This window comes from Pedobacter ginsenosidimutans (assembly GCF_001442625.1).
GTDB lineage: Bacteria > Bacteroidota > Bacteroidia > Sphingobacteriales > Sphingobacteriaceae > Pedobacter > Pedobacter ginsenosidimutans.
The window spans coordinates 459,469-486,120 of the sequence record NZ_LMZQ01000001.1; the positions used below are offsets into that span (position 1 = coordinate 459,469).

The window sequence follows — 26,652 nt, forward strand, 5'->3', positions numbered from 1 at the left end:
CCCCTATTTGCTCAAAATTAATGCCTTGAAGTTCTCATATGTTAATTTAAGTCCATCTTGTAATTCAGTTCGATACTTCCAGCCCAACTGAGTTAATGTATTAACATCCATTAATTTTCTAGGTGTTCCATCTGGTTTTGAATGATCGAAGTTTAATTCGCCAACATAACCTACGATCTCCTTTATCATAAGCGATAGGTCTTTTATGCTAATATCTTCACCACATCCGATATTTACCAGGCCAGCTTCATTGTAATTTTGCATTAAAAAATAACAGGCATCTGCAAGGTCATCAGCAAATAGAAACTCTCTTTTAGGCGTTCCGGTACCCCATATTACCACTTCCTTTGCATTATTATTTTTCGCTTCATCAAACCTACGGATCAAAGCAGGCAATACGTGCGAATTTTGTGGGTGATAATTATCGTTGTAGCCATATAAATTTGTAGGCATTACTGAAATATAATTGCAACCATATTGCGCTCTATAGGCATCACACATTTTAATACCAGCAATCTTAGCAATTGCATAAGGTTCGTTAGTTGGCTCTAATTCTCCCGTCAACAAATATTCTTCTTTTAACGGTTGTGGCGCCATTTTTGGATAGATACATGAGGAACCTAAAAACATCAGTTTCTTTACCCCAAATTTCCTTGATGATTCGATTACATTACTCTGAATCATCAGATTATCGTATAGAAATTCTCCACGATAAGTATTATTTGCAACGATCCCTCCAACTTTCGCCGCGGCAAAAAAAACGTACTCTGGCTTTTCTTCCTCGAAAAAATCATTTACAGCAACTTGATTTATCAAATTAAGTTCCTTTGACGATCTTGTTATAATATTAGTAAAACCTTCTGCAGTTAACTTGCGCATAATAGCCGAACCAACCATTCCGTTGTGCCCGGCAATGTATATTTTTGAAGATTTATCTTTTAAATAGGTTTCTGCCATTATTCGTATTGATTTTTGATCGTATAGCCATGCGCTTTTAAAAGAGTTTCTTTTTTAAAATGATCAACATCTGCCGCAACCATTTCCTTAACTAATGCTGCAAGATCATACTTAGGCTCCCATCCTAATTTCGTTTTAGACTTTGTTGGGTCTCCAATTAACAAATCAACTTCTGTTGGGCGGAAATAAGCCGGATCAACTCCTACCACTTCTTTACCAATCTCTAATTGAAATTCTGGATTAGCGCAACTCACAACATAAGCTTTTTCATCAACTCCCGTACCTTTAAACTCTAATGAAATACCCACTTCCGCAAATGCCATACGAACAAATTCTCTTACACGTGTGGTAACTCCTGTTGCAATCACGTAATCTTCTGCCACATCCTGTTGCAGGATTCTCCACATTGCTTCTACGTAATCTTTAGCATGTCCCCAGTCGCGTTCTGCATCTAAATTACCTAAGTATAATTTAGCTTGTAAACCTTGGGCAATTTTAGCTACCGCTCTGGTGATTTTACGAGTCACAAATGTTTCACCACGTAACGGACTCTCATGGTTAAACAATATTCCATTGCAGGCAAATATGCCATAAGCTTCTCTATAATTTACGGTAATCCAATAAGCATACATCTTAGCTACTGCGTAAGGAGAGCGAGGATAGAAGGGCGTAGTTTCTGACTGAGGTACTGCTTGTACTAATCCATATAACTCTGAAGTAGATGCTTGATAAATCTTAGTTTTCTTCTCTAAGCCCAAAATTCTTAAGGCTTCTAACAACCTTAAGGTACCTATACCATCAGCGTTAGCGGTATATTCAGGCGTATCAAAGCTCACCTTTACATGACTCATCGCTCCTAAATTATAAATCTCATCTGGCTGAACATCTTTAATAATTCTAATTAAATTGGTAGAATCAGATAAATCACCATAATGTAGCTTAAAACGAACATTTTCATCGTGAGGATCCTGGTAAAGATGATCAATACGATCGGTATTAAATAAAGAGCTTCTTCTTTTAATCCCATGAACCATGTACCCTTTTTCTAGTAACAATTCTGCAAGATATGTACCATCCTGCCCGGTAATTCCGGTAATTAATGCTGTTTTCATTTTATTTTAATATAATTCAATATCACTAGCGCTTAAATCTTATTTTTTGCCAGATACTTTTGTCTGTCTTTTCACCATAGGTACCATAGCCATAGCCATAACCATAATATTTGCTGATAATATCATTAACAACAATACCTATGTTTTTCATTTTGCCATTTGTATATAACTCCTCAACAATGGCTAGCTGTGCCTTCTGCGTAACTTTTTGTCTAACCAGATATAAAGTTACATCAGCATAAACAGATAGTAATTGTGCATCTGTGATTATACCCACAGGAGGCGCATCCATAATAATATAATCGAATTGCTTTTTCAACTCTTCGATTAATTGGGGAGTATTCTCACTTAATAAGGTTTCAGCCGGGTTTGGAGGTAGTGGACCAGACGAAATAATGAACATATTCTTATTGATGGATAGTGGTTTTATTATATCGGTTATTTTGATATCCGGACTAATTGTATAATTACTAAAACCAATATCATTACTTAAACCTAATTTAGCTGACAAACCTGGTTTTCGTAAATCCAATTCCATCAATAATACCCGCTTTCCTGCTAGTGCTAGAATATTCCCTAAGTTGATCGCTGTAAACGATTTACCCTCGCCACTCATACTTGAGGTTAATAAAATAACCTTTTCTTCAGCAGTCTTTAAATAAAAAGAAAGGTTAGTACGCAATGCTCTAAATTGTTCGGATATGGCGGATCTACCTTGGTTGGCAACGATTAGATTATCGTTACTTGTATTGTGGCTAATCTCACCAATAACAGGAACTCTGGTTAATTTTGTAATTTCTTCTTTAGTTGCAATACCAGTATTTAACAGGTCAACAGCAAAAATAATTATGATCGGCAACACCAATCCTGCTATTAATCCTGCTAGATATATAATGTTTTTCCTAGGACTAATTGGCATTACTTGTGCCTTTGGCGGATCAATTGTTTTAGCAACAGAAATGTTGCTCGTTTTAGAGATAGCAGTTTCCTCAGCTTTCTGCATAAGAAATATATAAAGTTCCTGCTTAATTCCTTTTTTACGAACAAGTTTTAAATAGTTCTTTTCTATTTTAGGTACCCCAGAAATCTGGTTCTCAGATTTACTCAATTGATTTCTCAACTTATCTCTGGTAACTACATAGGTATTTTTTGTACTCTGGATATTTGATAAAATCCCACTCCTTAAGCCTGCAATTTGATTATCAATGTTTTTGATAAACGGGCTCTCTTCTGTAAGGCCTAATAATTGTTTATCTCTTTCGATTAATAAGGCGTTATACTGCCCCATCAATCCAGAAAAAACCATGTCTTGTGGCAGTAATGCGGTAGGAAAAACCCTTTTATTCTTAGTTTCATCTTTCAGGTAATTTTCTAAATCACTTAAAATAGACACCTGGGTTTCTGCTTTAGCTAGTTCAGTGCTAAATTCACTTGTATTTTGTACAAGTAATTTACCCTGCTCACTCATGTCTGCTAATTTATTATTCTGTTTAAATTCTTCTTCTTGATTTTCTACATCTCCTAACTCAGAAGCAATCAAATTTAATCTTTCCCCAATAAATTTATAAGTACTGTCTGCTATAGCATTTTTATCGCTTAAGTTGGCTTCTGTATATTTACTAATTAATGTTTTTAAAATATCCTCACCTTTATCTGGTAGAGGGTATGATAAACCTAAGTCCAGAATACTTACCTGCTTATTGGTTACACTCACAGATAATTGCTTCATCAAAATTGCTACACGTTCGTCTATGGAGCTTACAGAAACATAATATTCACCATCATCCATTTGCCCAATTTGATTATTTTCAAGCTGAATGGTACCAACCCCGTTTACACTGAAAGGTTCATTCCAGGCTATTTCTTTTTCGAATTTTTTGGTAGATATTTTTAGTCTATTATTATTAATTTTTTTTACCTCGAACTTAGTAGTCGTGATGGTATCCATACCTTTTAAAATATTCAATTTAAAAGGTGTATGGTAGAGTTCTCTGCTCACTAAATTTTGTTTCTTTGAATAAACAATATTTAATTGCATCTGTCTAACAACCTGCTCCATCAGGAACCTTGTTTTTAAGATTTCGGCTTCATTGTCAACCGAATTTTTAGCGCCAATTAAACCACCTAAATCCATTAAACCACTTGATTTACCACTAAGGCCACCGCCTTTTTCATCATCATTAACCAATACCTTGGCATTAATCTGATACAACGGAGAAGTATATTTGGTATAGAAGAAAGCGATTAAAACACACAAGAAAATGCTAATAATAAACCATGGCCATTTATCAATTAACTTGTTTAAAATCTCTTTAATGTTAATATTATCTTCCTCGTCAATATGCTGTACTATATTTCTTTCCTGCAAGTTATTCATTCGACTGCTGATTATTTAAAACTAGAAATGGCCAAGACAATTACAGAAATAACTGATGCAATTACACCAATTGTTTGAATTTGGGCCGAGTTTGAGGCAGACACCTTCCTTTTATTTGGCTCTACATAAACCACATCATTTTGCTTTAGATAATAAAAAGGGCTATTAAAGATATCACTTGAGTTTAGATCCAATCGCGCAAATTCTTTTTTGCCGTTATTATCGCGAATGATTAATATGTTTTCTCGCTTACCATATATAGTTAAATCACCGGCAAGGCTCAAAGCATCTAAAATAGTAACTTTTTCATTGGGTAGTGTGTATGCCGAAGGCGCATTTACTTCGCCTAAGATGCTTACTTTGAAATTGGCGAATCTTAACTGAACATTAGGTTGTTTGTAAACCTCTGATGACTTTTCACGGATCAGTTCTCTCGCCTGATATGTTGTCAACCCAGCAACTTTTAACTTACCAATGAGCGACAATTCTATTTCTCCATTCTTATCAACCAAAAAACCTGTACTTTGAGTAGCCAAACTGGTGTTGGTATTACTTCCTAGGGTAGGTGTTAAGGCTGCTTGATTAATAATCGCACCGCTTTGAGGGTTTAACGTAAAAATATTTATGCTAAGGATGTCATCAGGCTGGATTGTAGGTTCGGTAAAAGCTGCAGCATTTTCCAGCTTAGCCTGATTAACAGATTGTATATCTTGGAAATAGGCTATCTTCTTATTACTTACACAAGAAGAACTTAGGGTTATCACAAAAAGAACAGTTAAAAAACTTAACCCTTTAATCACATTATTTTTTTTATTCATAGGTATATATCTGTTCAAAATGAAATTGGGCATTCTAAACAGACTGCAAACTTAATCATTTAATTGTAATATCTAAAAACCGAAACATCAGATTCGATATATGTGATCAAGTAAAGTTTGAAAATTAATTAATAGTTATGTTAATCTGGAGCCAATATAAGGTTTGATTACTCAAAGCTAAACTAATATCTGACCAAATATATCTTGATTTTTGAACTCATATTGCCCTATTAAATCATATAATTTTCCTGATCGGATAGCGGTTGTTAGGGTATCCAAATGCCTATCGTGATGCAAATCTGTCCCAGCAAAATCATACATCTTTTCTTTTAGCAAAATTTCGGCCAATTGTTTAACGTCTTTCCCATAATAACCCAATACGGATAGTAAATTTAATTGCAAGAGGCATCCTTTTTCTTTAAACCGCTTTAATCGGCTTCTATCTTTAAAATAAAAGGTATATCGTTCCGGATGGGCTAGAATAGGCTTATATCCTTTAATTTCTAAATCAAAAATGGTTTGACTAATCCCTGGACTTTCATTTAAATAAGACATTTCAATCAACAAATGCTTCTGATCTAAAGCACATAAAGGCCCATCCATTTTAAAATCCTGATCAATCATATACTCTGCACCAGCACTTAATTTCAAAGAAACATCAGCTTTATCCATTTCTTGTTGTAGTAAATCTTTTGCATTAACGATTGTTTCCTTTGTGTTTGGATATAGTTCTTGATAGATGTGTGGCGTAGCAATCAATTGGTCAAACCCCAGTTCCTGTAATGATTTAACAAAACGCAAAGAAGTAGCCAGATCTGGAGAACCATCGTCGATACCAGGCAGGATATGTGAATGAATATCAATGCCTAGCCAGGAGATATCAGTTACTCTATTCTTTTTTGAAAAAAAACTTAACATATTTATAGCAATGGAATATCAAATTAATTCGCCTTATCATAATCATTCGTTTATCAAACGAAATAATTACTGCAATAATATGCGAATTGGAAAGTATTATTTACAGAACATCAAAAGTATTCTAATTAACGTGTTAAATTTAAGAAAATTCATACTACTTTCCAATAAATAGTAGATTAAATCAGACAAATAGTCGAAAATAATGCTTTAAAAAGAACTTACAGCTTAATTTGCGCAAGAGAATTAACAAAAATATAACTTACATACTATCAACCAGTACTTCAGAAATGTTATTCAAAATATTTAAGGGCTTAAAACATCCTTCTTTTAAATCTTCATCTTTTCATTAAATACAAATCAGAAATGACCATCTTTTACCAAAGCTGCTGAATTATATTTAGGTTCCCAAACCCTCAGGTTTCCTACTGGCTTCGATTTGCTGTTTATGGGTAGCTTTTTGTCTTACAACACCCTTAATTCCCCGTTTGTGAAAAATAAGATCGCTCAGTTGCCCATTAATTTTGATTGTTCCATTCCGGAGAACCATAATTTGAGTATATTAGGTTAAACAAAAGCATGATCACTCAATTTAATCGATTTGATTAAAAATCTCAAAAAATATCCCAAACCCCACCTTTACTCCGCATTTACCCCACGTTTACTCCAGCTTCCGGCCAGGCTTGGCTTCACCCTGCTTTGTACTAAACGGCCTGCTGCTTCGAAGCCTCTTCGGTAGGACTGAGGCTTTGTTGCAGGTGTGCTATTCATGAAGTTTGCATTACCTTCGATTAACAGGTTAACAATAGCTAAAGAAAAAGATAACTTAGGGTTAATTTGGTATATAGCGATGTCGGAGCAGCCCGAACAAGGGGCAAAAACCAAGACCACAGGTTGCTCCATTCATAAGATTGCTTTACCAACAAATCGGTACAGGCTAGCCTGCGTGAGCATGACGCACGGTGTTAATGATCCTACTATAGCCAAAAAGAGCAGGTTGGAAGCGAAGTGCCTATAACCTGGCGTCAACCAAATTCCTGTCGATAAAAGATTTGGTATCAAAAATGAGCGTTCCTTTTTCTTTAATACTGCTATAATCAATATCTAAAAACTGCTGGTGCGCCACAGCGAGGATAACAGCATCGTAATGTTTAAACTGACCATCATTAATCATTTCGATGCCATACTCCGCTTTCACTTCATCGGTATTAGCCCATGGATCATATACATCAACATCCATACTAAAAGCTTTCAGTTCTTTATAAATGTCAATTACCCGGGTATTACGCGTATCAGGACAATTTTCTTTGAAAGCGAAACCTAAGATTAGGGCTTTAGCGCCATTGATCACTTTATCTTTGGCCACCAGCATTTTGATTACCTTATTGGCTACAAACATCCCCATGTTATCATTCACCCGCCTGCCTGATAAAATCACTTCGGGTTTATAACCCAGCGCTTCCGATTTATGTGCTAAATAATAAGGATCTACACCGATACAATGGCCACCAACTAAACCGGGTTTGTAATTGAGGAAATTCCATTTGGTTGCAGCAGCAGCCAACACATCTGCTGTATCAATGTCCATGCGATCGAAAATTAAGGCCAGTTCGTTTACAAAAGAGATATTTACATCCCGCTGTGCATTTTCTATTGCTTTTGAGGCTTCTGCTACTTTAATGCTGGGTGCCAAATGGGTACCCGCAATAATGATAGAGGCGTAGAGTTCATCAATTTCAGTAGCAATTACGGGCGTAGAGCCTGAGGTTACTTTTTTTATTTTGGTAAGGGTATTAATTTTATCACCTGGATTGATCCGCTCCGGCGAATAACCGCAGAAAAAATCGATATTATATTTTAATCCTGAAATTTTCTCTAAAACAGGCACACAATCTTCTTCGGTGCAGCCCGGATAAACGGTCGATTCGTAAATCACAATATCACCAGCTTTAAGCACGATTCCCAGCATCTTGCTGGCCGCAATTAAAGGTTGCAGATCTGGCCTTTTCAGGTGGTCGATAGGGGTTGGGACGGTTACAATATAGATGCTGCAAGCGGCTAGATCGGCCAAATTAGCACTTAGTGTTAAGCCTAGTTCAGATCCGTCAAGTACAGCCTGCAGATCCTCCAGATTAGCTTCATTTGTCCGATCCTTTAATTGATTTAATTCCGCTACACGGCTTTCATTGGTATCAAAACCAATTACCTGATATTTTTTTGCAAATTCGATAGCCAGTGGCAACCCAACATAACCTAAACCAATAATGGCAATCTGCTTTTTTGAATTCATTTTTCTTTCGGTGATTGGGCAAAGATAAGACAAATGTAGAAAGCTTAATTCTTTTAAACACAAAGGACACAAAGAGAAAGCGCGAAGGGCATAGATTTAGGGGGGAGCGTAATGCTTAAATGGCCTTATCTCGCTTATATGGTAAAGATTTCAGATACTTCTGAAGATCTTTGGCTGGGATAGCAATGAACGGTCGTCCCGACCAGAGCAACGCGTAATGTTCCAAAGGAACTCCTTCGGTGGAGAGATCTTTGGACTATATTAAAAAATCTCTCCACTGCGGTCGAGATGACGATACTTTAAGACCGTTATCTCCTTAAATGATCCTTCTGAAGATAAATGTAGAATGCTTAATTCTTTTAACCACAAAGCCCACAGAGAAAAAAAGCACAGAGCATACAATGTTGGGTGCAGCGTAATGCTTAAATGAACTTATATCTCTTATGTGGTTAAGATTGAGGTTCTGCAAAATATGATCCTTTATTCTATTACTTATTTGACAGTTCCAATACAAGGTTCGTCATTCCCGCGCAGGCGGGAATCTTAAAGCTCATGCATTACGATTATTCATAAGTTTTCTTTTTATTCATAGGCATTCATGAGCACTCCGTGGTTCACAATCGAGTTGGGAATGACGATACTTCAAGATCGTTTATCTCCTTAAATCATCCTCCTGAATGATAAAAAAGAAAATCACCATTCAATACAATTGCATTGAATGGTGATTTATTATTAAACTAAAGTAGAACTTCTTATTTAATCTGCTTCAACAGGTAACTACCATAGCCACTTTTAACCAATGGAGTAGCGATAGCCTTAAGCTGTTCTGCATCGATAAAGCCCATGCGGTAAGCAATTTCTTCAATACACCCGATTTTTAAGCCTTGTCGCTCTTCAATGATCTGCACAAACTGCCCGGCCTGCATTAAAGAGGTAAAGGTTCCGGTATCCAGCCAGGCTGTTCCACGGCTTAATACGCCTACTTTTAATTTGCCCCGCTCTAAGTACACGCGATTTACATCAGTAATTTCGTATTCTCCACGTGGCGAAGGTTTAATATTTTTTGCAATTTCTACCACCTCGTTATCATAAAAATATAAACCTGGTACTGCGTAGTCTGATTTGGGCTGAACAGGTTTTTCTTCAATGGAAATGGCCTTTTTATCAGCATCAAACTCAACCACGCCATAACGTTCAGGATCTGAAACCTGATAAGCAAATACCACACCGCCATCGGGATCAGCGCTTGCCTGTAATAATTTGGCCATACCATCGCCATGGAAGATATTATCGCCCAATACTAAAGCTACCTTATCTTTACCGATAAATTCTTCACCAATCACAAAAGCCTGTGCTAAACCATTCGGTTCAGCCTGCACAGCATAACTAAATTTACAGCCTAAAGAAGCACCATCGCCTAATAATTTTTCAAAATTTGGCAGATCGTGTGGGGTAGAGATAATCAGAATTTCCTTTATACCAGCCAACATTAAGGTAGATAGCGGATAATAAATCATCGGTTTATCGTAAACCGGCATCATCTGTTTACTACAAGCCAAAGTTAAAGGATGCAAACGAGTTCCGCTGCCACCAGCTAAAATTATACCTTTCATATTTTAGTCATTAGTTCATTGGTCATTGGTTCATTGGTCATTACAGACCTAAATGAAATAATGATGCCTATTTATTGTATTTTAATTTGTTTTATACACTCTACTAAGCTATCTCTCCAATAAGGGATTTCAATATTAAATGTATCTTTTATTTTAGATTTATCCATCACCGAAAACGCTGGCCGGATAGCCTTGGTCGGATAAGCAGACCCCGGAATAGGGTTCACTTTAACGGTTGTTTCGCTAATATCAAAAATGGCCTTTGCAAAATCGAACCATGAGGTTACACCTTCATTGCTATAATGGTAAACGCCATAAGCGGCGGATGAAGAACTTACAATATCAAAAATGGCATTTGCCAAATCAATCGCGTAGGTTGGTGTACCCACCTGATCTGCAATGATATTCAGTTCGTCACGCTCGGCACCAAGCTTAAGCATGGTTTTTACAAAGTTGTTGGCATACTCAGAATACAACCAGCTGGTGCGGATAATGAAGTGAGCAGGCAGTGTTGAAATAACTACTTTTTCTCCATCTAGTTTGGTTACACCATAAACATTGATCGGTTCAGCTTTATCATCTTCTTTTAGCAATTTAACTTCATTTCCTTCAAAAACAAAATCGGTAGAAACATGTATAAGCGTTGCTCCATTTACTAAACAAGCTGAGGCTAAATATCCCGCACCTGTTTCATTAATGGCTTTAGCCAGCTCAACTTCATCCTCTGCTTTATCTACAGCAGTATAAGCGGCACAGTTAATTACAAAAGCAGGTTGCGCTGCAGCTAACAGATCGTTCAAACCAGATTCATCCAGAATATTGGCATCCTGCTCGGCTGGGAAAACAATTTCCGTAATTCCTCTTCGCTCCGCAACCACCTTTAAACATTGGCCCAATTGCCCACCGGCACCAATTACTAATATTTTGCTCATATATGCTGTAAAACTGAAAAGGGTTTTAAAAGAAGGTCTTTATCTGAAATAGCTTGATCTTCTTCTGGAATTAACCAATCGATATTCAGGTCCGCATCATTATAAATTACGCCAGTTTCTGAAGCTTTATTGAAAAAATTATCGCACTTGTATAAAAATTCTGCGGTTTCACTTAATACAGAAAAGCCATGAACAAAGCCTCTGGGGATGTATAGTTGCAGTTTATTCTCGGCACTTAAGCGTACAGCAATGTGCTTGCCATAAGTTGGTGAACTTGGGCGAACATCTACCGCAACATCCAATACCTCACCCTTGGTTACACGTACCAACTTTGCCTGCGCAAATTCACCCGTTTGGGCATGTAGGCCACGGATTACACCATATGAAGAATAAGATTGGTTATCCTGAACAAACCTGCCAGATAAACCTGTTTTTTCTTCAAAAGTATTTTGATTAAAGCTTTCAAAAAAATAACCCCTGGGATCTTCAAATACCCTTGGCTTTATAATCAGACAGTCTTTTAATCCTGTTTGTTCAATTTCCATTATTTACTGCTGTATTGTTGTTCGTAATAAGATTGATAATTGCCAGAGGTTACATTGTTTAACCAGTCTTCATTTTGTAAATACCAGTCTACCGTTTTGGCCAAGCCTTCTTCAAATTGTAAGCTTGGTACCCAATCCAATTGATTTTGTAATTTACTCGAATCAATGGCATAGCGTAAATCGTGCCCTGCACGGTCGGTTACATAGGTGATCAGTTTGGCCGATTCACCAGCTTCGCGACCTAATTTTTGATCCATAATGGTGCAAAGTAAATTGATCAGATCGATATTTTTCCATTCGTTATGACCACCAATATTATAGGTATCCCCCGTTTTAGAATGATGGAAAATTACATCGATTGCTCTGGCATGGTCTTCTACCCATAACCAATCGCGTACGTTTTCGCCTTTACCATATACAGGTACCGGTTTGTTATTTTTGATATTATTAATGGCCAGTGGAATCAGTTTCTCAGGGAAATGATGAGAACCATAGTTGTTGGAGCAATTAGAAATTACACAATCCATACCATAAGTATCGTGGTAAGCCCTTACAAAATGATCAGAGCTTGCCTTTGATGCAGAATAGGGGCTGTGTGGATCGTAAGCGGTGGTTTCGGTAAACATCCCCGTTTCACCTAAAGCGCCATAAACCTCATCGGTACTTACATGATAGAAACGTTTTTTATCGTAATCACCTTTCCAATATTCGCGAGCTGCATTTAATAAATTTACAGTCCCAATTACATTGGTAATTACAAAAGCTGTTGGATCAGAAATAGAACGATCTACATGGCTCTCTGCTGCAAGGTGGATTACCGCATCGAAATTTTCTGTTTTAAACAGATCAAACATCGCATTCGCATCAGTAATATCTTCTTTTACAAATCTATAATTTGGCTTATTTTCAATATCGGTTAAATTAGCAAGATTACCTGCGTAGGTAAGTTTATCTAAGTTTACAATTTCGTACCCAGGATAGTTGTTAACAAAACGGCGGACTACATGAGAGCCAATAAAGCCCGCACCACCAGTGATTAAGATTTTTTTCACAGTTATTAAATGATTTTCAATTCAGCTAAAGTAAGTTAGATTTCGGCAAAAAACAACTTAATTTTGACATAAGCTAAAAACTGAACGAAATAATTTAGAAGCAATTAGTTAATTTCTATGAACGTCTTCTGTATAAATAGATAAGCTTGCAGTTCTAATAGATATGCGCAAGGAAAGTATAGACAAAGCTTATATTGACTTTGGTGTTGCTCCAATAAGCATAAAAATTTAAGGAAGACAAACTACATCGCCGCCACAGAACTTTCTAATTCTTTATACCATTCTTCTCCATATTTACGGATCAGCGGGCCCTTTAAAAAGCTGTATACTGGAACTTTAAGTTCTCGGCCAAAGGTACAGGCGTCATGACAGATGTGCCAACGGTCGTAATTTAGCACGTCGAATTCTGGATACTTGGTTATCCGAATAGGATAAAGGTGACAGGAAATCGGTTTCTGCCAATCTACAATACCCTGCTCATACGCTTTTTCAATGGCACATTTGGTAATACCACCCTCAAAAAGCACGTAAGCACATTCTTTATTTTTATCTACACAAGGGGTGGTTAAATCGCCATCTTCATCAACTACGTAAACACCTTGTTCCTCAATGGCTTTAATGCCTTTTTCATTCAACAGGTGTTTAATTTTCGGATAAATCTCTTCCAAAACGGCTTTTTCATCATTATCCAATGGTGCACCCGAATCACCTTCCACACAACAGATTCCTTTACATTTGCTTAAATTACAAACAAAGTTTTCTTTCAATACGTCTTCGTGCACCAGCACCTGTTCAACTTCTATCATCATTATTCTTTTGCTAAAGCATATTTCAGGCCACTGGCCGATTTTAATTCCATCGTAACTGCCCCCACCAATATCTCTACCTGGGCTTTTACCGGCACGCGGTTTCCATCATCGGTTACCCAGAGGTATAACCTGCTATCTTTTTTAAAGATCCTTCCTGGTTTAATGGATGGACTAAATTTTAAACAGCGGATGTTACCCAACTTACTTTTAATCGTTTCTTTCCCTATATATTCAACCTCTAAGGCTGAGATTTCATCACCCAAGAAATAGTTCAGTTTAAACTTATCACCAATCTTGATTTTACTGATATCCAGGCTTCGGGCAAAGTAATAAGCCGAAACCAGATCAAAAGTCTGATTAGTTGGTGTTGTAAAAGTCCCTCTGTTCGAAACTACTTTCTTTGCATCCTGCGTAAAACGTGCCTTATCCTGGCGTCTATAGCTGGCCTCACGGATATTCTCCTGATAGAAATAAGGTAAAAGGTCAGTTTTATCAATATACGAATCGTAATGATCTCTTATCTTATAAAACACATCAAAAGTTCCGGAAGTCTGCGCATCAACCGTAAGTTTATAGGTAGGCTTGTTATCAAACTTTAAATCAGAATTGGCTACCTTAATAGTGGCTTCTGCCGCCGTGATAAATCCGTACCTTAATTTATATTGCAAAACTTCACCTTCCTGAAATACGGCCTCTTTCTTCAGGGGAAGTTCCTGAGCCGTTGCCAAAAGACTGCATAAGCCAGCCGTGACGGTTATAAATAATTTCTTCATTGCTTTTGTAATCATTTGTGTGTGTTGGGAGGAAAAAACCATTCCTAAAAGATATGGTTAATTCTTTCCTCTATGAAGATATACAAAAAGCAAACCAAAATTTAATCTTTTCTTTTATATACAGGAACGGTAGAGCAGGGTTCGCCAAACATAATGCTTTTAACTACTGGTGTAAGCAGATTGGTTACCTCAACATAGGCTGAAACCGGAACATCGATATCGCCGCATCCTTTTACCACCACACGCTCATTAGCATAATCTTGTGGATTAATTTTAGCCAATGCCTTGGTAAATAAAACAGCTTCCAATGTATTTAAATCGCCGAATACCACTTCGTTTGCATATGGTTTTAGTTTATTCGCCAGTAGCATATAAGCCCAGGTAGGTACAATTGCATCAGCCGAGCAGATAATGGCTACATTCTTATCTTGATATTGCGCCCAATCGTGATTTTTGATAAACTCTCTAAAATCCTTTTCTCTTAACATTAAACCATGAAATAGATTATGCACAATATCATAAACCACTCTTTCGCCTTTATGATAAAAATCTTCGAGATTTAAGGTAATTAAACCGCTATTAGCTACTTTATTAATAATGTTTTCCTGAATTTCCATGTCCTTAAATAAAAAAACCGTTCCAACTAATCATCGGAACGGTTACAAAATTACGTATTTTCTATTTAATAGAATTTCACACGATTGTCTTTTATCTTTGCATTTTCCTGTAAAGCCTGGAAAGCCGATCCTAATGAACGCTGCCCTAAACTTAACATCATGCTTTCTTTTTGTTTAAACATATTTGCAATTGGTGCAGGATTTGTAAATCCATCAACTGAAAATACATAAACACCACGCTCACCCTGAACAGGAACAGATACTTTACCTGGCTGTGAACCGAAAACGCTTCCAACTAAAGCATTTTCCTGTGCTACACCTGGGATTACCGGATTAGCAAATACCACGTTCTGTACTGGATTAACCGGACGTGCAACTTTAGCTGCAACCTGATCGATACTTCCTTTACCTGCGTTGGCTAATTTTTCTTTTAATTGTTTTGCTTTAACTGCATTAATTACCATTGGCTCAATTTCCTTCTTCACATCAGCTAATGATAAAACACCTTTTGGACTGATGGTAGTTAAACGGGCCACAACATAAGCATTACTCATGGTATAAATTTCAGGCAATACTTCACCTTTATCTGCTGCGTAAGCATCTTGAATTAATTTACGTGGGTTATCCAATCCAGCTGCAAATCCTTGTGTTGATGCAACCTTATCAGCAACGGCAACTTTTAATCCTTTCTGTGCTGCAAATTTGCTAAAGTCGTTACCTTTCACATCAGTTAAGAAATTGCTTGCTGCTTTGTAAGCAGCTGCCTGGGTTTTACTACTTGCATTTAATGCTTTTTCTACGTAAGCCAATTTAGCCACTTTAGATGAACCGATCTGTTTTTCGATTTTAAGCACATGGTATCCAAACTGAGATTTTACTACTTTAAGATCTCCTGTCTTCCCATCAAAAGCTGCATTTTCAAACTCAGGTACCATAGCACCACGGGCAAAAGCCGGCATTTCGCCACCTTTATCTTTCGAACCATCTACGCTGTAGTTTTTAGCCAGTTCTGCAAAATTAGCTCCTTTTAAAATTAATGTTTTTAATGAATCAGCTAACTTCAGTGCTTTATCTTCGCCACCAACTTTAGCCGGATCGATTAAGATGTGGCTTGCCTTTACCGAATCAGGAGAGATACGTGTAGATACTACCTTTACAATTTTGTATGAGTTACCTGTTAATTTCGGACCGTAAAAACTGCCTGCAGGTAAAGCGAATACTGCCGAATCAACCGCAGGATCTAACTTGCCTTTTGTGATATAAGTAAACGGAACTTTTACGTCTGAATTGATGGCTGCGAAAAGTGAATCGTTTTTAGCCACCTGAAAATCAGCAGCAATTTTGTCTACCTGAGCTTTGATTGCTAATGAATCTGCTTTGGTTGGACTGATACTGAAAGTAACGTACTCGAAAGCACGTGTTTCTTGTGGATTGTTGAAACGTGCTTTGTTCTGCTCATAATATTCTGAGTAGTCGTTATCTGTTAATTTAACAGAAGCATCAGGAATAGAAGTATAATCTAAACTTACGTATTTAAAATTAGCCAGTTTATTGCGGTTGGTATATTCGTCAGTAGCTTCTAAAGAAGTTACATAAACCGAATTACGGATCAGGTTAGAATATTTTGTTTGAAGGGCCTGGTTTTTAATTTCTTCCTGTAACATATTAGATTGCTGCAAAGCCTGAGGTTCTTTCGATTTTAGAAAGTTCATCAAGGTAGCGCGGTCTAACTGTCCTGTTTGAGGATTAGAGAAATATTGTTTAATTAGGGGGCTAGGGTTTTGACCTTGTAATAAATCTAACAGTTCATCTTCAGAAACTGTTAAACCTAAACGATCGTACTCTTTAGTTAACAAAACTTTTGCCAACTCTGCATTCCATGCCTGATCAACAGCCATAGCAGTCATCTGTGCATTTGCACTGCCGCCATATTGTTGTTTCATCTGGTTTACACCCTGATCAACCTTTGGTCCGAACTCATCAATACTGATATCCTTACCATCAATTGATCCTACAACTTTTTGATCTGCTGCCCAAAAAGGTTTACCCACGTTAATTGCATCACCTACTAAAAATGCAACAATTGCAAAACCGATGGCAAAAACTAGAATATAGCCTGCACGGTTACGCAAAAATGTCATTAATCCCATATTGTAATTATAAATTTATTTAGTTCTTTTTTAAGAGGGCGCAAGATACAAATTTGCCTCAAAAAAGAAAACACAAAATTTTATTTATCAAGTGTTTAATTTTTAAGTAAATACAAGCCCTGTTTTAATGTTTGAATGAAAGAATTTTGAGTGATTGAATTAGGGAATGAGTGGATGATGGAGTTATTGAAAGATGATTTGAATAAATCCATTTAAACATTCAATAATTCACTCATTCCATCATTTATACATTGCGACTAAGGTGCTACACCTTCCTTCATGTTCAGTTCACCGTTTCCGCTATCCATTTCATAGGTACTAAAATCCTGCGGAGCTTTAAAGTTAATGCCTTCACCTATGCTTCCATCAACTCCTTTCACATATACCCGTTGATTGGAATAAAAAATCTTTTTCGACTCATCCCAGATCAGTTCCTGCGAAGAAAAAGTATCGCCTTTACTGTTTTTTACCACAACATTCTTCCTAAATTCGGTTTTAAGCTCATTATCTTTCCTAATGGCGTAATCGCACACTAAGTTTCCATCAACAGTCCCATTCGGATTATAAAAATCGATGTTTACCCCTTTTATCATCTCCTGATAAGCGCTTCCATTATTAGGTGTAACCTTATCCATTATTGGGGCGTATCCTTTAGCCTTAATTCTGGCAGAATCGCTGTAAGTAATATCGACACCGATGGTCCGATCTCTGGTTAAGATTACTTTATTTGATGAAACCGAATTGGCATTTTTTAGATCGTCGTCTCCACAGGAAGCCAGAAAAAAAGGCAACACCAGAAACAGACCATATAAAAATGTCTTTAAATTCATTAGTCTACACGGTACTTACGGAACCAGGTATCGTTCAAGGTAAAGCCTAAGTGGAAATTAATAAACTTCTCTTTAACAAGATTATCGCTTAACGTTCCTCTTTGTCCGAACTCGGTTGTAAAGTTGATTTTATAAAATGCCGTACCACCGTTAGCAGTAGGCAACGGGAAGCCAAAACCTAACGATGCACCCATTTGTTTGATATCCTGATTACCGATTTTGATATAAGTTTTATCGTAATTAAAACCAAGGCGGTAATCTACACGTTTCATGTAACTGTTGTAAGAATATGCATCTGGTGTCCACTGGCCACCCAAAGAAGCACCCCAGCTATCTTGCAAACCCTGGTTTACATTATTGATACTTGTTGCAGACCATTTACTCATTCTAAAATCGGCACCGATCATCCACTTATCATTTTGCTGGATAGAAATCCCAAAATTGTGCGTTAATGGCAGGGTAAGATTAGATTTCCCGTTATTCGCAATATTTAACGTATCGGCTGCAGGGTTTTCATTACCACTTTGATCTCTTGTGTAGAACGTAGCAAAAGAAGTTTGTGTTGAATTTATTTTCCCAGAAGTACTTCCAGAATAACCCAGGGTCATAATTGTTTTCTTGCCGATATTAAAATCGTACTGAATGCCATAAGAGTAATTTATACCACCAACACTGTTTTTATTTTGAAGTTTGGCATTATAAGACCCTACCGATTGAAATTCGGTAGCCCGGGTAGTTTGAAGGTTACCAAAAATATACTCTAAGTTACCGCCAATCCTTAAATGATCGCCAAAACGATAACCATAACCTAAATAAGCCTTTGATAAGCCACCTTCGCCTTCATAAAGCTGGTCTAAAGTGGTTGTATCAACTTTGGTCGTATTTCTGTAAGAGTAACCCAAATCTGAGTAAGGCAAAATACCAAAACTCAAGGCTGATCTTTTGGTAACCGGAGCGGCAAATGCCAAATGACTAAAAGTAGAATTGAAACTCGTTTCGCTTAAATTGTTTCGTGAAAGATTGGTTATACCCGCACTCATTCCCACATCAATGGTAGTTAAAGATATTCCGGCATAAGATGCAGGGTTTTGCATATTAATATAATTGAACCCTGTTACTTTACCTACTGCGGTAGAAATTCCACCCATTGCCCTAAGCTGGGGCAACAAAGATCCCTTTATATTTCCAAGTCCATATCTTGAATATGGTGATGAAGTGGTAACCTGTGCCTGAGCACTTAAACCACAAACTAGAACGAGTATGGCTGCAATATAATTTATTCTTTTGTACATTTTAATCTGCAATAGCTTCATTTAATCCTTTTAATACTAAGTAAGGATCTTTTATAATTTGAGGCGCAAAGATGCTGTTTTGTAATTGTTTATACAAAAAATTAGCATCACCTCCCGTTATAATTACCTTCAGAGCACTTTCTTTTTTATTATTTAGGGCAATAAAGCCTTCAATTTCGTTTATTATTCCTTGTAAAACGCCGTTTTTGATTGCCGATTGGGTATCAGTACCTTCCACAATAGCCTCATTTGCATCCCACTCCACCAAAGGCAAACGGCCAGTAAATTCGTGCACAGCCCTAAAACGCATTTTAATGCCAGGACTTATACTTCCGCCAAAATACTCCTTCGCGCTAGTTAAAACATCGTAAGTAATACAGGTACCTGCATCAACCACTAAACTTGCGTTTGTTGGATGTAAGCCATTTGCACCCAAAATAGCAGCCCATCTATCTAACCCTAAAGTAACTGGCGTTTTATATCTGTTTTGTACGCCGTTCGTCAACATGGTTGAAAAACGGATATACTCGGTATGTTTTTTTAAAAATACTTCTAACGGTCCAATTTCCTGGTTAACACTACTGATGATGGATTTCGCTGGCGAAAACTTCTCAATCAACTGAGCCAGATCAAGTATCCCAATTTTATTGAAACGCTGATGATGAATAATTTCCTTATTTGCAAAAACAGCAACCTTCACAGCAGAATTTCCAATATCAATGCTTAACCTACGCATTTAAAATCTCCCACTGCAGATAATATGTTCTTAGAAATTCCAATGACTCCATTTTTTATCCATCTTGATTAAAACTAAAAAAGCTTTAATTCAAAAATCATGCACAAAGCTATTAATCTTTGTCAAGTTTCGTTCTAGTTATTTGTTAAAAAAGGTTAAACAAACAGAAAATACTGTATCGAAAGCACAAATAAAACGAACAATGTTTCGTAAAACCAACGTTTTTTGGCATTGCTAAAATAGTAGGCCAACAGTACCGATCCCGGTGGTACACACAGCAAAAAATGCCAGGTCCTGAAATCGGGTTTAAGGTAAAAACTAGCTGCAGAGATAATAAACATGAAAAACAACAGCTGAAAACTTTTCCTTGTACTGATAAAACTCCTGAAGAAATTTTCGCGGAGCTGTAGTGATGCCAGTACGATAATCACCGTTACCGGGATCAGCACCAGATAATCGTTATAGTTAATTTTAAAAACCGAAGGAAACTTATTGCCCAATGGTTTCCATATCTGATAAAACGAACTTAAATTGTCATTCCAGTAATAAAATACGGCCAGAAAAAAGAAAACAGTAATAAAACCAATTAAGCCTGCCACCCATTCGCGCCAGTTAAATGATCTAAAAAGCAACAGCGCTAAAAAGATCATAAGCAGCATGGTCATAAACGGAAAATAGATTAATGTTCCGACCGCAATAATCATCCCGATATCGAACACAGTTGTAATTGCGTTGGCACTTTTACCCAGTTTTAAAAACTTATCTATAATCCAAATCAAAAGAAAGTTGCACAACAATGCCGGGCTTAGGATCATAAAAGGCATGAACAAGCTTGTTCCTGTTATAAACATCAGCCCTGGCAGGAAACTGGGTTTGGCCAATAAATTATGGTTGTTTACAATCCGATTGAAAATTAACGCCTGAACATAAACCAAAAGTGCCGCGATAAAAATATTGGTATATGGCGTAAAGGCATTATCCAAATCTATATTGATCAGCAATCGCGCAAAGGGTTCCAAAAAATCAAAGTTCAGCTTATCGTGCGTTTCATGAAAAATGGCAATACGCAAAAAGAACGTGTACGCCAGCAAGAATACGAGGTTAATTGGATTTAGCTTTCTAAACTGATTAATCATGCCTTTTTAAAGAGAAGGCAAAGTAAAGAAAATAATTTAACAGTATAGCAGAAAGACCAAAGCTTAAAGACTAAAGCAGCGATGCATATAGTTGTCTATCTCGTAAAGTTTTGTCAGTCTGAGCGGAGTCGAAGACCGTTTGATTAAGGGCGATTAAAAAAGAAATCTTGTTCTTTTAGAAAAGCGGGGTCCTGTTCGTATCGGTTCCGATAGTCCTGCCATCCGCTTTACCTCACTACGTTCGCTGCCCGCTCCTGTCAGGTTTAGATTACTTAGTACTGTACCACAGATTAGAATAAGCTAAGACGAAAGCAGGGATGTATAGTTGTCTCACTCGTAAAGTTTTGTCAGTCTGAGCGGAGTCGAAGACCGTTTGATTAAGGGCGATTAAAAAGAAATCTTGTCCTTTTTAGAAAAGCAGGGTCCTGTTCGTATCGGTTCCGATAGTCCTGCCATCCGCTTTACCTCTCTACTTTCGGTGTCCGCTCCTGTCAGGTTTAGATTACGCAGTATTGTGCCACGGATTAGAATAATCCTCAAGATCAAAGCGGATAGGTAGCAGCGGAACGTACCAATAGGCGATAGATAGCTAACCATTCCCAAAAGCGCTGCTTTGCGTTAAATAAACCCGGGAGTAGCGGCAGCCCCGATCCTTTATCGGGCTAAAGCGAACAACGGGGCTGTGCAAGCCAAAAGTTTCTGGCATTCATTTCCAAAATCAAACAGCTAACTCTGGTGAGTAAAATCATGATAAGGATCCTTCGACTACGCTCAGGATGACAATCCGAGGGTGATCGACTTTGGACTCAGGACTAAATCCTCGCATATTTCTTCACCATATCATCAATAATCTGCGCTGTTTCATCCGGAAAATTAAACTCATGCTGTTGCGGGTTTTCTACCCAGTTTTTGATAATCGGCAACCAGTTCCTGGTACTTCCCCAAATTACAGGCAAGCCAAACTGTTTTAAGGCGTAGGCATTACATTGCTGCTCAAACTGGAAACGCATAGGTGCTACCAGCAGTTTTTTCTTTAAATAAAGTGCTTCTGCAGGCCCTTCAAAACCACCGCCGGTAAATAAACCTTCGCAGGTTGCCAGGCTTTTATTAAATTTCTCGTTGTTAACCGGCTCTACAAAAACATTCCCTTCCTGATAGGCAACTTTACTGTGTTTAGAAAAAACCTGCCATGTAACTTCAGGTAGCTGCGTAAAAAGCTTTACCAAACGTTTATCATCAATGGCTGGAAGATATACGGTATAATGCCCTAAATTTTCACTTTTCAGATTTCGGATCTCTGCCCTGATTACCGGGGTATGGATAAAAGTATCGTAACGGTCGAAATGAAAACCAATGTGGTATTTGGTAGGTGCGTAGCGGCTCAAGATCAGTTTCCCCCAATCTAAAGTTCTTGGACGAGGTACTTTTTTAGACTTAAAGGCAGCCTGATGGCTCAATGATACACATTCTATGCCCTGCAGTTTACAGGCCCAGGCGCTTACAGGTTCAAAATCGTTAACGATTAAGTTGTACTCTTTCAGGGGCAGCTGCTTCATATCTTTTCTAAAACGGAAAAGATTCATGTTCAGCCATGTTTTAAAATGGTCTACACCGCCTTTTTTCCCAAAGATGAAACTGAAACCATGCAATTGGTATTTTACAGGCTGACTGAGTTTCACATCGGCCTGTGTTCCACTTACTAAAATATCCAATTCGCCATACTGCTGAAGCAAAGGGATAATTTCCCTCGCCCTACTGATATGACCATTACCTGTTCCCTGTATTGCGTAAAGTATCTTCATTTATGCCCGAATATCTAAAATTATTGGGCAATTTCATATTTTATATTCTGTAAAAGAATATTTATGTCAAGTTTACTTTTTAAATCCTCCGCATCAGAAAGGATTCCTTCATCCAATTCGTCTTTAGTAAAATGTTGATGTTCGTACTTAAAAACCGTCCAGTTTTTATTTTCATATTCCAAAGCAGTTAAACTTTCTACCCAATCTCCACTGTTCAGGTAAACTACTTTTCCATCTTCGGTGGCAATTTCGCGTTGCTCGGCCTGGTGAATATGGCCACAAACGACATATTGATAACCTTTTTCGATGGCCAGTTCTGCTGCAGTTTGCTCAAAACTATTGATGAACTTAACAGCATCTTTAAACTTTGCTTTTATTTTTTTCGAAAAGCTCATCTTCTCCCGCCCGAATGCGGTAAGTACCCAGTTTACAAAACTATTAATGAGGATCAGTGTATCGTAACCAACTGCACCAAGTTTAGCCAGCCATTTAGAGTGTTGCATGGTAACATCAAAAACATCGCCATGAAAGAACCATGCCTTCTTACCGTCCAGCTCTAAGATTAACTTATTCTGGAGATGGAAAGTACCCATTTCCATGCCGTCGAATTTGCGGAGCATCTCATCATGATTCCCCGTCAGGTAGTGAACCTGAACACCCTCCGATACGAATTTCATCAGTTTACGGATCACTTTCATGTGCGATTCGGGCCAATAACTTTTGCTAAACTGCCAGATATCGATGATATCGCCATTTAAGATCAGTGTTTTGGGCTTTATGCTCTTAAGATATTTTAGAAGTTCTTTTGCGTGGCAACCATAGGTACCTAAATGTACATCGGATATTACGACTACATCGACATTTCTTTTATCCATAAACGGGAAATTTTAGGGGGAAGGATCTTATTACCGCTCCATTAAAGCAGTTCAGAGATAAATTAGCTGTGTTACCACTCCTCTTCCTCATCGAGTTTTACCTCAAAGGGGCTAAAGAAATAAAGTACAACAATTAACAAGCACACGGCAAAGAATGATTCTAACATATCATCTGATTTACATTACAAAGGTAAGACTCTGTATATCAAACAAATGTTACGACATTGTTAAATTTTAGTTTGGTGGTTCATTAGTTCACTGGTTCATTTGCCATTGGTTTATTACCCACCGTCGTCATTGCTGAGACGGATACAGAATTATCCTAAAATTTTCCTTACTAAAGGGTCCTTCGACCACGCTCAGGATGACAAACCGAGAAAATATTTCGTGTTTCTGTGTTTCCGTGGCAAAACTACAAGCAACAAAAAACCCCGCAAGATCAAAATCCTGCGGGGTGTAAATCTATTTGAGAAATTATTAAGCTTTAACTGCTTTCTTTTTCTTCTTTTCTTCTGAGTAAAACCCAAAACCTAATCCGGCCAACAATAAGATCGATCCGGCCAAAGAGATTTTCTCTCCGGTATAATACGATGTTGGATGGAAAATAAACTCAAGTTTATGGTTCCCTGCTTCTAACTGCGCTGCACGTAAAACGTAATCAGCCCTGAAGTATGGCTTTTCAACACCATCGATATACATTTTCCAGCCTTTATCATAATAAATCTCTGAAAACACTGCAATTACATCTTTAGCGGTTGAGTATTCGTAAGTTAAATGATCAGGGTTATAGTTGGTTAATTTAATAAAACCCTCCTGGCCAGTCCCTAAACGTTTGGTATCAATCGAATTTTTGAAACTTTCATCAACTATGGCTTCTTTTTTAGCATCAAAACTGCTAATGGCCTTCATTTCTTCATCAGCATTTTTAGCAAACTGAACACTTTGTACAAACCAGGCATTACCCGCAGCCGTTGCATTACGCTGCATTTTATACGACCCGTTTTGCTGATCTTGTGTAATGATGTACTTCGTATTTAACATATCCAATACATCCTGGTTAACACTTTTGGTAAATTGGTGCTGAATGAGTTCATCAAAACGTTTCAGTTTAGCGGCATGATAACCACCAATTGTTTTATGAAAATTAGATGTACTGGCATCACTAAAGGTATTTATGGTTGCGTCGAATACCCTGAAATTCGGGTCTTTATCAGCCATTATAAAATTATCAACGTCTCTTGGCTTAAAGAAATCTGAAGCCGTTTTTTTGTACTCAAAATTCTGGTTATTTAAGTATCTACGGTCTACTTGCCACATATCTACCAAAACAGCCAGTGCCAACAAGCCTAAAGCCAGTTGTGCATTTAATTTTTTGGTAATAAATGCCCAGACAATCCCAAAACCGATAACTACGAAAAAGAATGAACGCAAAGCATCTGCACGGCCTATTGCAATTCTATCTTCTACTAATCCATTTGCTATCTTTTGCGCAATGGAAGCATTATTTTGCAAAGTCTGCGTTAAAGCCTGCACAATTTGCAAATGGTTTGATGCTTTAAAGCTGAAAAACAGCGTAGGCACGATTGCTACAATTAAAGCGAAACCACCGGTAATACCAGCCGACCAGGTTAATTTTTTGATTAAAACCTTTTGGTCTACATTGCCATCCTGTATTTCCTTGATTGCTAAAATTGCCAATATCGGAACCATTAAACCAACTACTGCCAAAATGGATTCAACTGCTCTGAATTTATTATAAAGCGGGAAATAATCGAAGAATAAATCACTTACAAGAGGGAAGTGGCGGCCAAAAGAAAGTAATATAAACAAAACTGTTGTTGCCAATATCCACCATTTTAACTGGCTACGAACAATGAATAAGCCGAAAACAAACAAGAAACAGATAATTGCACCAAAATAATAGCCGCCTTGGGTAAATGGTTTCTCACCCCAATACTGTTGCATATTTAACTGTGAGCCCAACTGCTGAATAGCTTGTGCAGTTTGGGTTGGATCACCACCTGTAATTTCAGAAACAGCTTTATACATGTTTCCTTCCGGCTTCACAAGCTTATCTATTCCTGAGGCGCCTCCATATAAATCCGGGATTAAAAAAGTAAAGCTCTCACCAACACCCTGGCTCCATTGGTAAGCATACTCTTTTGACATACCTGCCCCTTTTTCTGCTGGTGAAGATTCTGTGGCAGTTAAGTTAGATTTACCACGGTTTGTTTCTTTAGCATATTCTGCTGTAGACCATAATAAACTTGCATTAATCATTATAGCAATAGCTACTGAAAAAGCTAAAAAAGCGAACGATTTTAGCAGGTTTGAAACGGTTTTACTTTTAAATGCCTGATAAAACTCTACAATAACAAAAATAAAAATAGCCAACATCAAATAATAGGTCATTTGAACATGGTTAGTTCTTATTTCAAGGGCTAAAAACAGTGCAGTTAAACTCGCTCCATACCAATATCTACCCCTTAGGGTTAACAATATACTGGCTATTATTGGCGCAAAAAAACCAATTGCCAATGCCTTGCTACTATGCCCACTTGCAATTAAAACAAAATTGTACATGGTAAATGTAAATGCAATTGCACCAGCCGCAGCGAGCCAAGGATTAACCTTTAATACAATAAACAAGAAATAAGCGCCCAAAAGCAATAGAAGAACTGTACCTGTTGGATTAGGCAGGGCTTTTGTAATTAAGGCAATTCCATAGGTAGCGCCATTATAGGCGTAAGGTACCCAGATTTGATAAGCCGGCATACCGCCAAACATCTGGTTGGTCCAAAGCGGTGCCTTACCATCCTTTTCTTTAAAGTCCATAATTTCCTTTTGCATCGCTTGCGATTGGATCACATCGCTTTGCGCAGGGGCTTTACCTACCAAAACAGGACTGAAGTAGGCAAAAGTGATGACTACAAAAAATGCAATAATGGCTAAGTGAATGCCATTTTTATTAAACCAGTTATTCATTAAGGTTTGTTTAAGTTTAAACGAACGTCAAAAATA

General features: G+C 37.5%; 22 protein-coding genes. All 22 read right to left on the minus strand.

All coding sequences use genetic code 11. The features are described from left to right. Positions 1-3: 3 nt before the first annotated feature. Positions 4-957 carry a GDP-L-fucose synthase family protein gene (locus tag ASU31_RS01795; RefSeq protein ID WP_057930674.1) on the minus strand — a complete coding sequence of 318 codons (954 nt, stop codon included), beginning with the start codon at positions 955-957 and terminating at the stop codon, positions 4-6. Then, entirely contained in the window at positions 957-2,069 is a 1,113-nt protein-coding gene (gmd, locus tag ASU31_RS01800; RefSeq protein ID WP_057930675.1) for a GDP-mannose 4,6-dehydratase, read from the minus strand. The genes ASU31_RS01795 and gmd overlap by 1 nt, the downstream gene beginning before the upstream one ends. A gap of 25 nt (positions 2,070-2,094) precedes the next feature. Further along, positions 2,095-4,446: a GumC family protein gene (locus ASU31_RS01805; RefSeq protein WP_057930676.1), complete on the minus strand. Its 2,352-nt coding sequence runs from the start codon at positions 4,444-4,446 to the stop codon at positions 2,095-2,097. Between the two features lie 11 nt (positions 4,447-4,457). Further along, positions 4,458-5,264: a polysaccharide biosynthesis/export family protein gene (locus ASU31_RS01810; protein ID WP_057930677.1), complete on the minus strand. Its 807-nt coding sequence runs from the start codon at positions 5,262-5,264 to the stop codon at positions 4,458-4,460. A gap of 177 nt (positions 5,265-5,441) precedes the next feature. Further along, complete coding sequence (locus ASU31_RS01815; protein WP_057930678.1) at positions 5,442-6,182, minus strand: tyrosine-protein phosphatase; 741 nt, start codon at positions 6,180-6,182, stop codon at positions 5,442-5,444. Positions 6,183-6,818: 636 nt separating this feature from the next. Beyond that, complete coding sequence (locus ASU31_RS01820; protein WP_057930679.1) at positions 6,819-7,082, minus strand: hypothetical protein; 264 nt, start codon at positions 7,080-7,082, stop codon at positions 6,819-6,821. Between the two features lie 109 nt (positions 7,083-7,191). Beyond that, on the minus strand, positions 7,192-8,469 hold the full coding sequence (locus ASU31_RS01825; protein ID WP_057930680.1) for a nucleotide sugar dehydrogenase: 1,278 nt from the start codon (positions 8,467-8,469) through the stop codon (positions 7,192-7,194). Positions 8,470-9,221: 752 nt separating this feature from the next. Next, positions 9,222-10,082 carry a glucose-1-phosphate thymidylyltransferase RfbA gene (rfbA, locus tag ASU31_RS01830; RefSeq protein WP_057930681.1) on the minus strand — a complete coding sequence of 287 codons (861 nt, stop codon included), beginning with the start codon at positions 10,080-10,082 and terminating at the stop codon, positions 9,222-9,224. 71 nt (positions 10,083-10,153) lie between these two features. Continuing rightward, positions 10,154-11,014: a dTDP-4-dehydrorhamnose reductase gene (rfbD, locus tag ASU31_RS01835; protein WP_057930682.1), complete on the minus strand. Its 861-nt coding sequence runs from the start codon at positions 11,012-11,014 to the stop codon at positions 10,154-10,156. Beyond that, positions 11,011-11,559 carry a dTDP-4-dehydrorhamnose 3,5-epimerase gene (gene rfbC / locus ASU31_RS01840; protein ID WP_057930683.1) on the minus strand — a complete coding sequence of 183 codons (549 nt, stop codon included), beginning with the start codon at positions 11,557-11,559 and terminating at the stop codon, positions 11,011-11,013. The genes rfbD and rfbC overlap by 4 nt, the downstream gene beginning before the upstream one ends. Further along, the gene (gene rfbB / locus ASU31_RS01845) at positions 11,559-12,611 is read right to left on the minus strand and encodes a dTDP-glucose 4,6-dehydratase (RefSeq protein ID WP_057930684.1); all 1,053 of its coding nucleotides are present in this window, start codon (positions 12,609-12,611) and stop codon (positions 11,559-11,561) included. The genes rfbC and rfbB overlap by 1 nt, the downstream gene beginning before the upstream one ends. 242 nt (positions 12,612-12,853) lie before the next feature. Then, on the minus strand, positions 12,854-13,417 hold the full coding sequence (locus tag ASU31_RS01850; RefSeq protein WP_057930843.1) for a DUF3109 family protein: 564 nt from the start codon (positions 13,415-13,417) through the stop codon (positions 12,854-12,856). Positions 13,418-13,419: 2 nt separating this feature from the next. Further along, positions 13,420-14,193 (minus strand): DUF3108 domain-containing protein, encoded by a 774-nt coding sequence (locus ASU31_RS01855; RefSeq protein ID WP_057930844.1) that lies wholly within the window; start codon positions 14,191-14,193, stop codon positions 13,420-13,422. Positions 14,194-14,294: 101 nt separating this feature from the next. Further along, positions 14,295-14,810 carry a DUF2480 family protein gene (locus ASU31_RS01860; protein ID WP_057930685.1) on the minus strand — a complete coding sequence of 172 codons (516 nt, stop codon included), beginning with the start codon at positions 14,808-14,810 and terminating at the stop codon, positions 14,295-14,297. A gap of 65 nt (positions 14,811-14,875) precedes the next feature. Next, a complete protein-coding gene (locus tag ASU31_RS01865) occupies positions 14,876-16,951 on the minus strand; it encodes a SurA N-terminal domain-containing protein (protein WP_342437021.1) in 2,076 nt (691 codons plus the stop codon). Between the two features lie 266 nt (positions 16,952-17,217). Further along, positions 17,218-17,790 (minus strand): hypothetical protein, encoded by a 573-nt coding sequence (locus ASU31_RS01870; RefSeq protein WP_057930687.1) that lies wholly within the window; start codon positions 17,788-17,790, stop codon positions 17,218-17,220. Continuing rightward, positions 17,790-19,103, minus strand: coding sequence for a BamG family beta-barrel-assembly machinery protein (gene bamG, locus ASU31_RS01875; RefSeq protein WP_083505235.1), 1,314 nt, complete (start codon positions 19,101-19,103; stop codon positions 17,790-17,792). The genes ASU31_RS01870 and bamG overlap by 1 nt, the downstream gene beginning before the upstream one ends. Further along, the gene (locus ASU31_RS01880; RefSeq protein ID WP_057930688.1) at positions 19,084-19,818 is read right to left on the minus strand and encodes a type III pantothenate kinase; all 735 of its coding nucleotides are present in this window, start codon (positions 19,816-19,818) and stop codon (positions 19,084-19,086) included. The genes bamG and ASU31_RS01880 overlap by 20 nt, the downstream gene beginning before the upstream one ends. 155 nt (positions 19,819-19,973) lie before the next feature. After that, a complete protein-coding gene (locus ASU31_RS01885) occupies positions 19,974-20,954 on the minus strand; it encodes a DUF6427 family protein (protein WP_057930689.1) in 981 nt (326 codons plus the stop codon). Between the two features lie 812 nt (positions 20,955-21,766). Then, positions 21,767-22,756 carry a glycosyltransferase family protein gene (locus tag ASU31_RS01890; RefSeq protein WP_057930690.1) on the minus strand — a complete coding sequence of 330 codons (990 nt, stop codon included), beginning with the start codon at positions 22,754-22,756 and terminating at the stop codon, positions 21,767-21,769. Between the two features lie 20 nt (positions 22,757-22,776). Further along, a complete protein-coding gene (locus ASU31_RS01895; RefSeq protein WP_057930691.1) occupies positions 22,777-23,631 on the minus strand; it encodes a UDP-2,3-diacylglucosamine diphosphatase in 855 nt (284 codons plus the stop codon). Positions 23,632-24,108: 477 nt separating this feature from the next. After that, on the minus strand, positions 24,109-26,616 hold the full coding sequence (locus ASU31_RS01900; RefSeq protein ID WP_057930692.1) for a YfhO family protein: 2,508 nt from the start codon (positions 26,614-26,616) through the stop codon (positions 24,109-24,111). Positions 26,617-26,652: the final 36 nt, after the last annotated feature.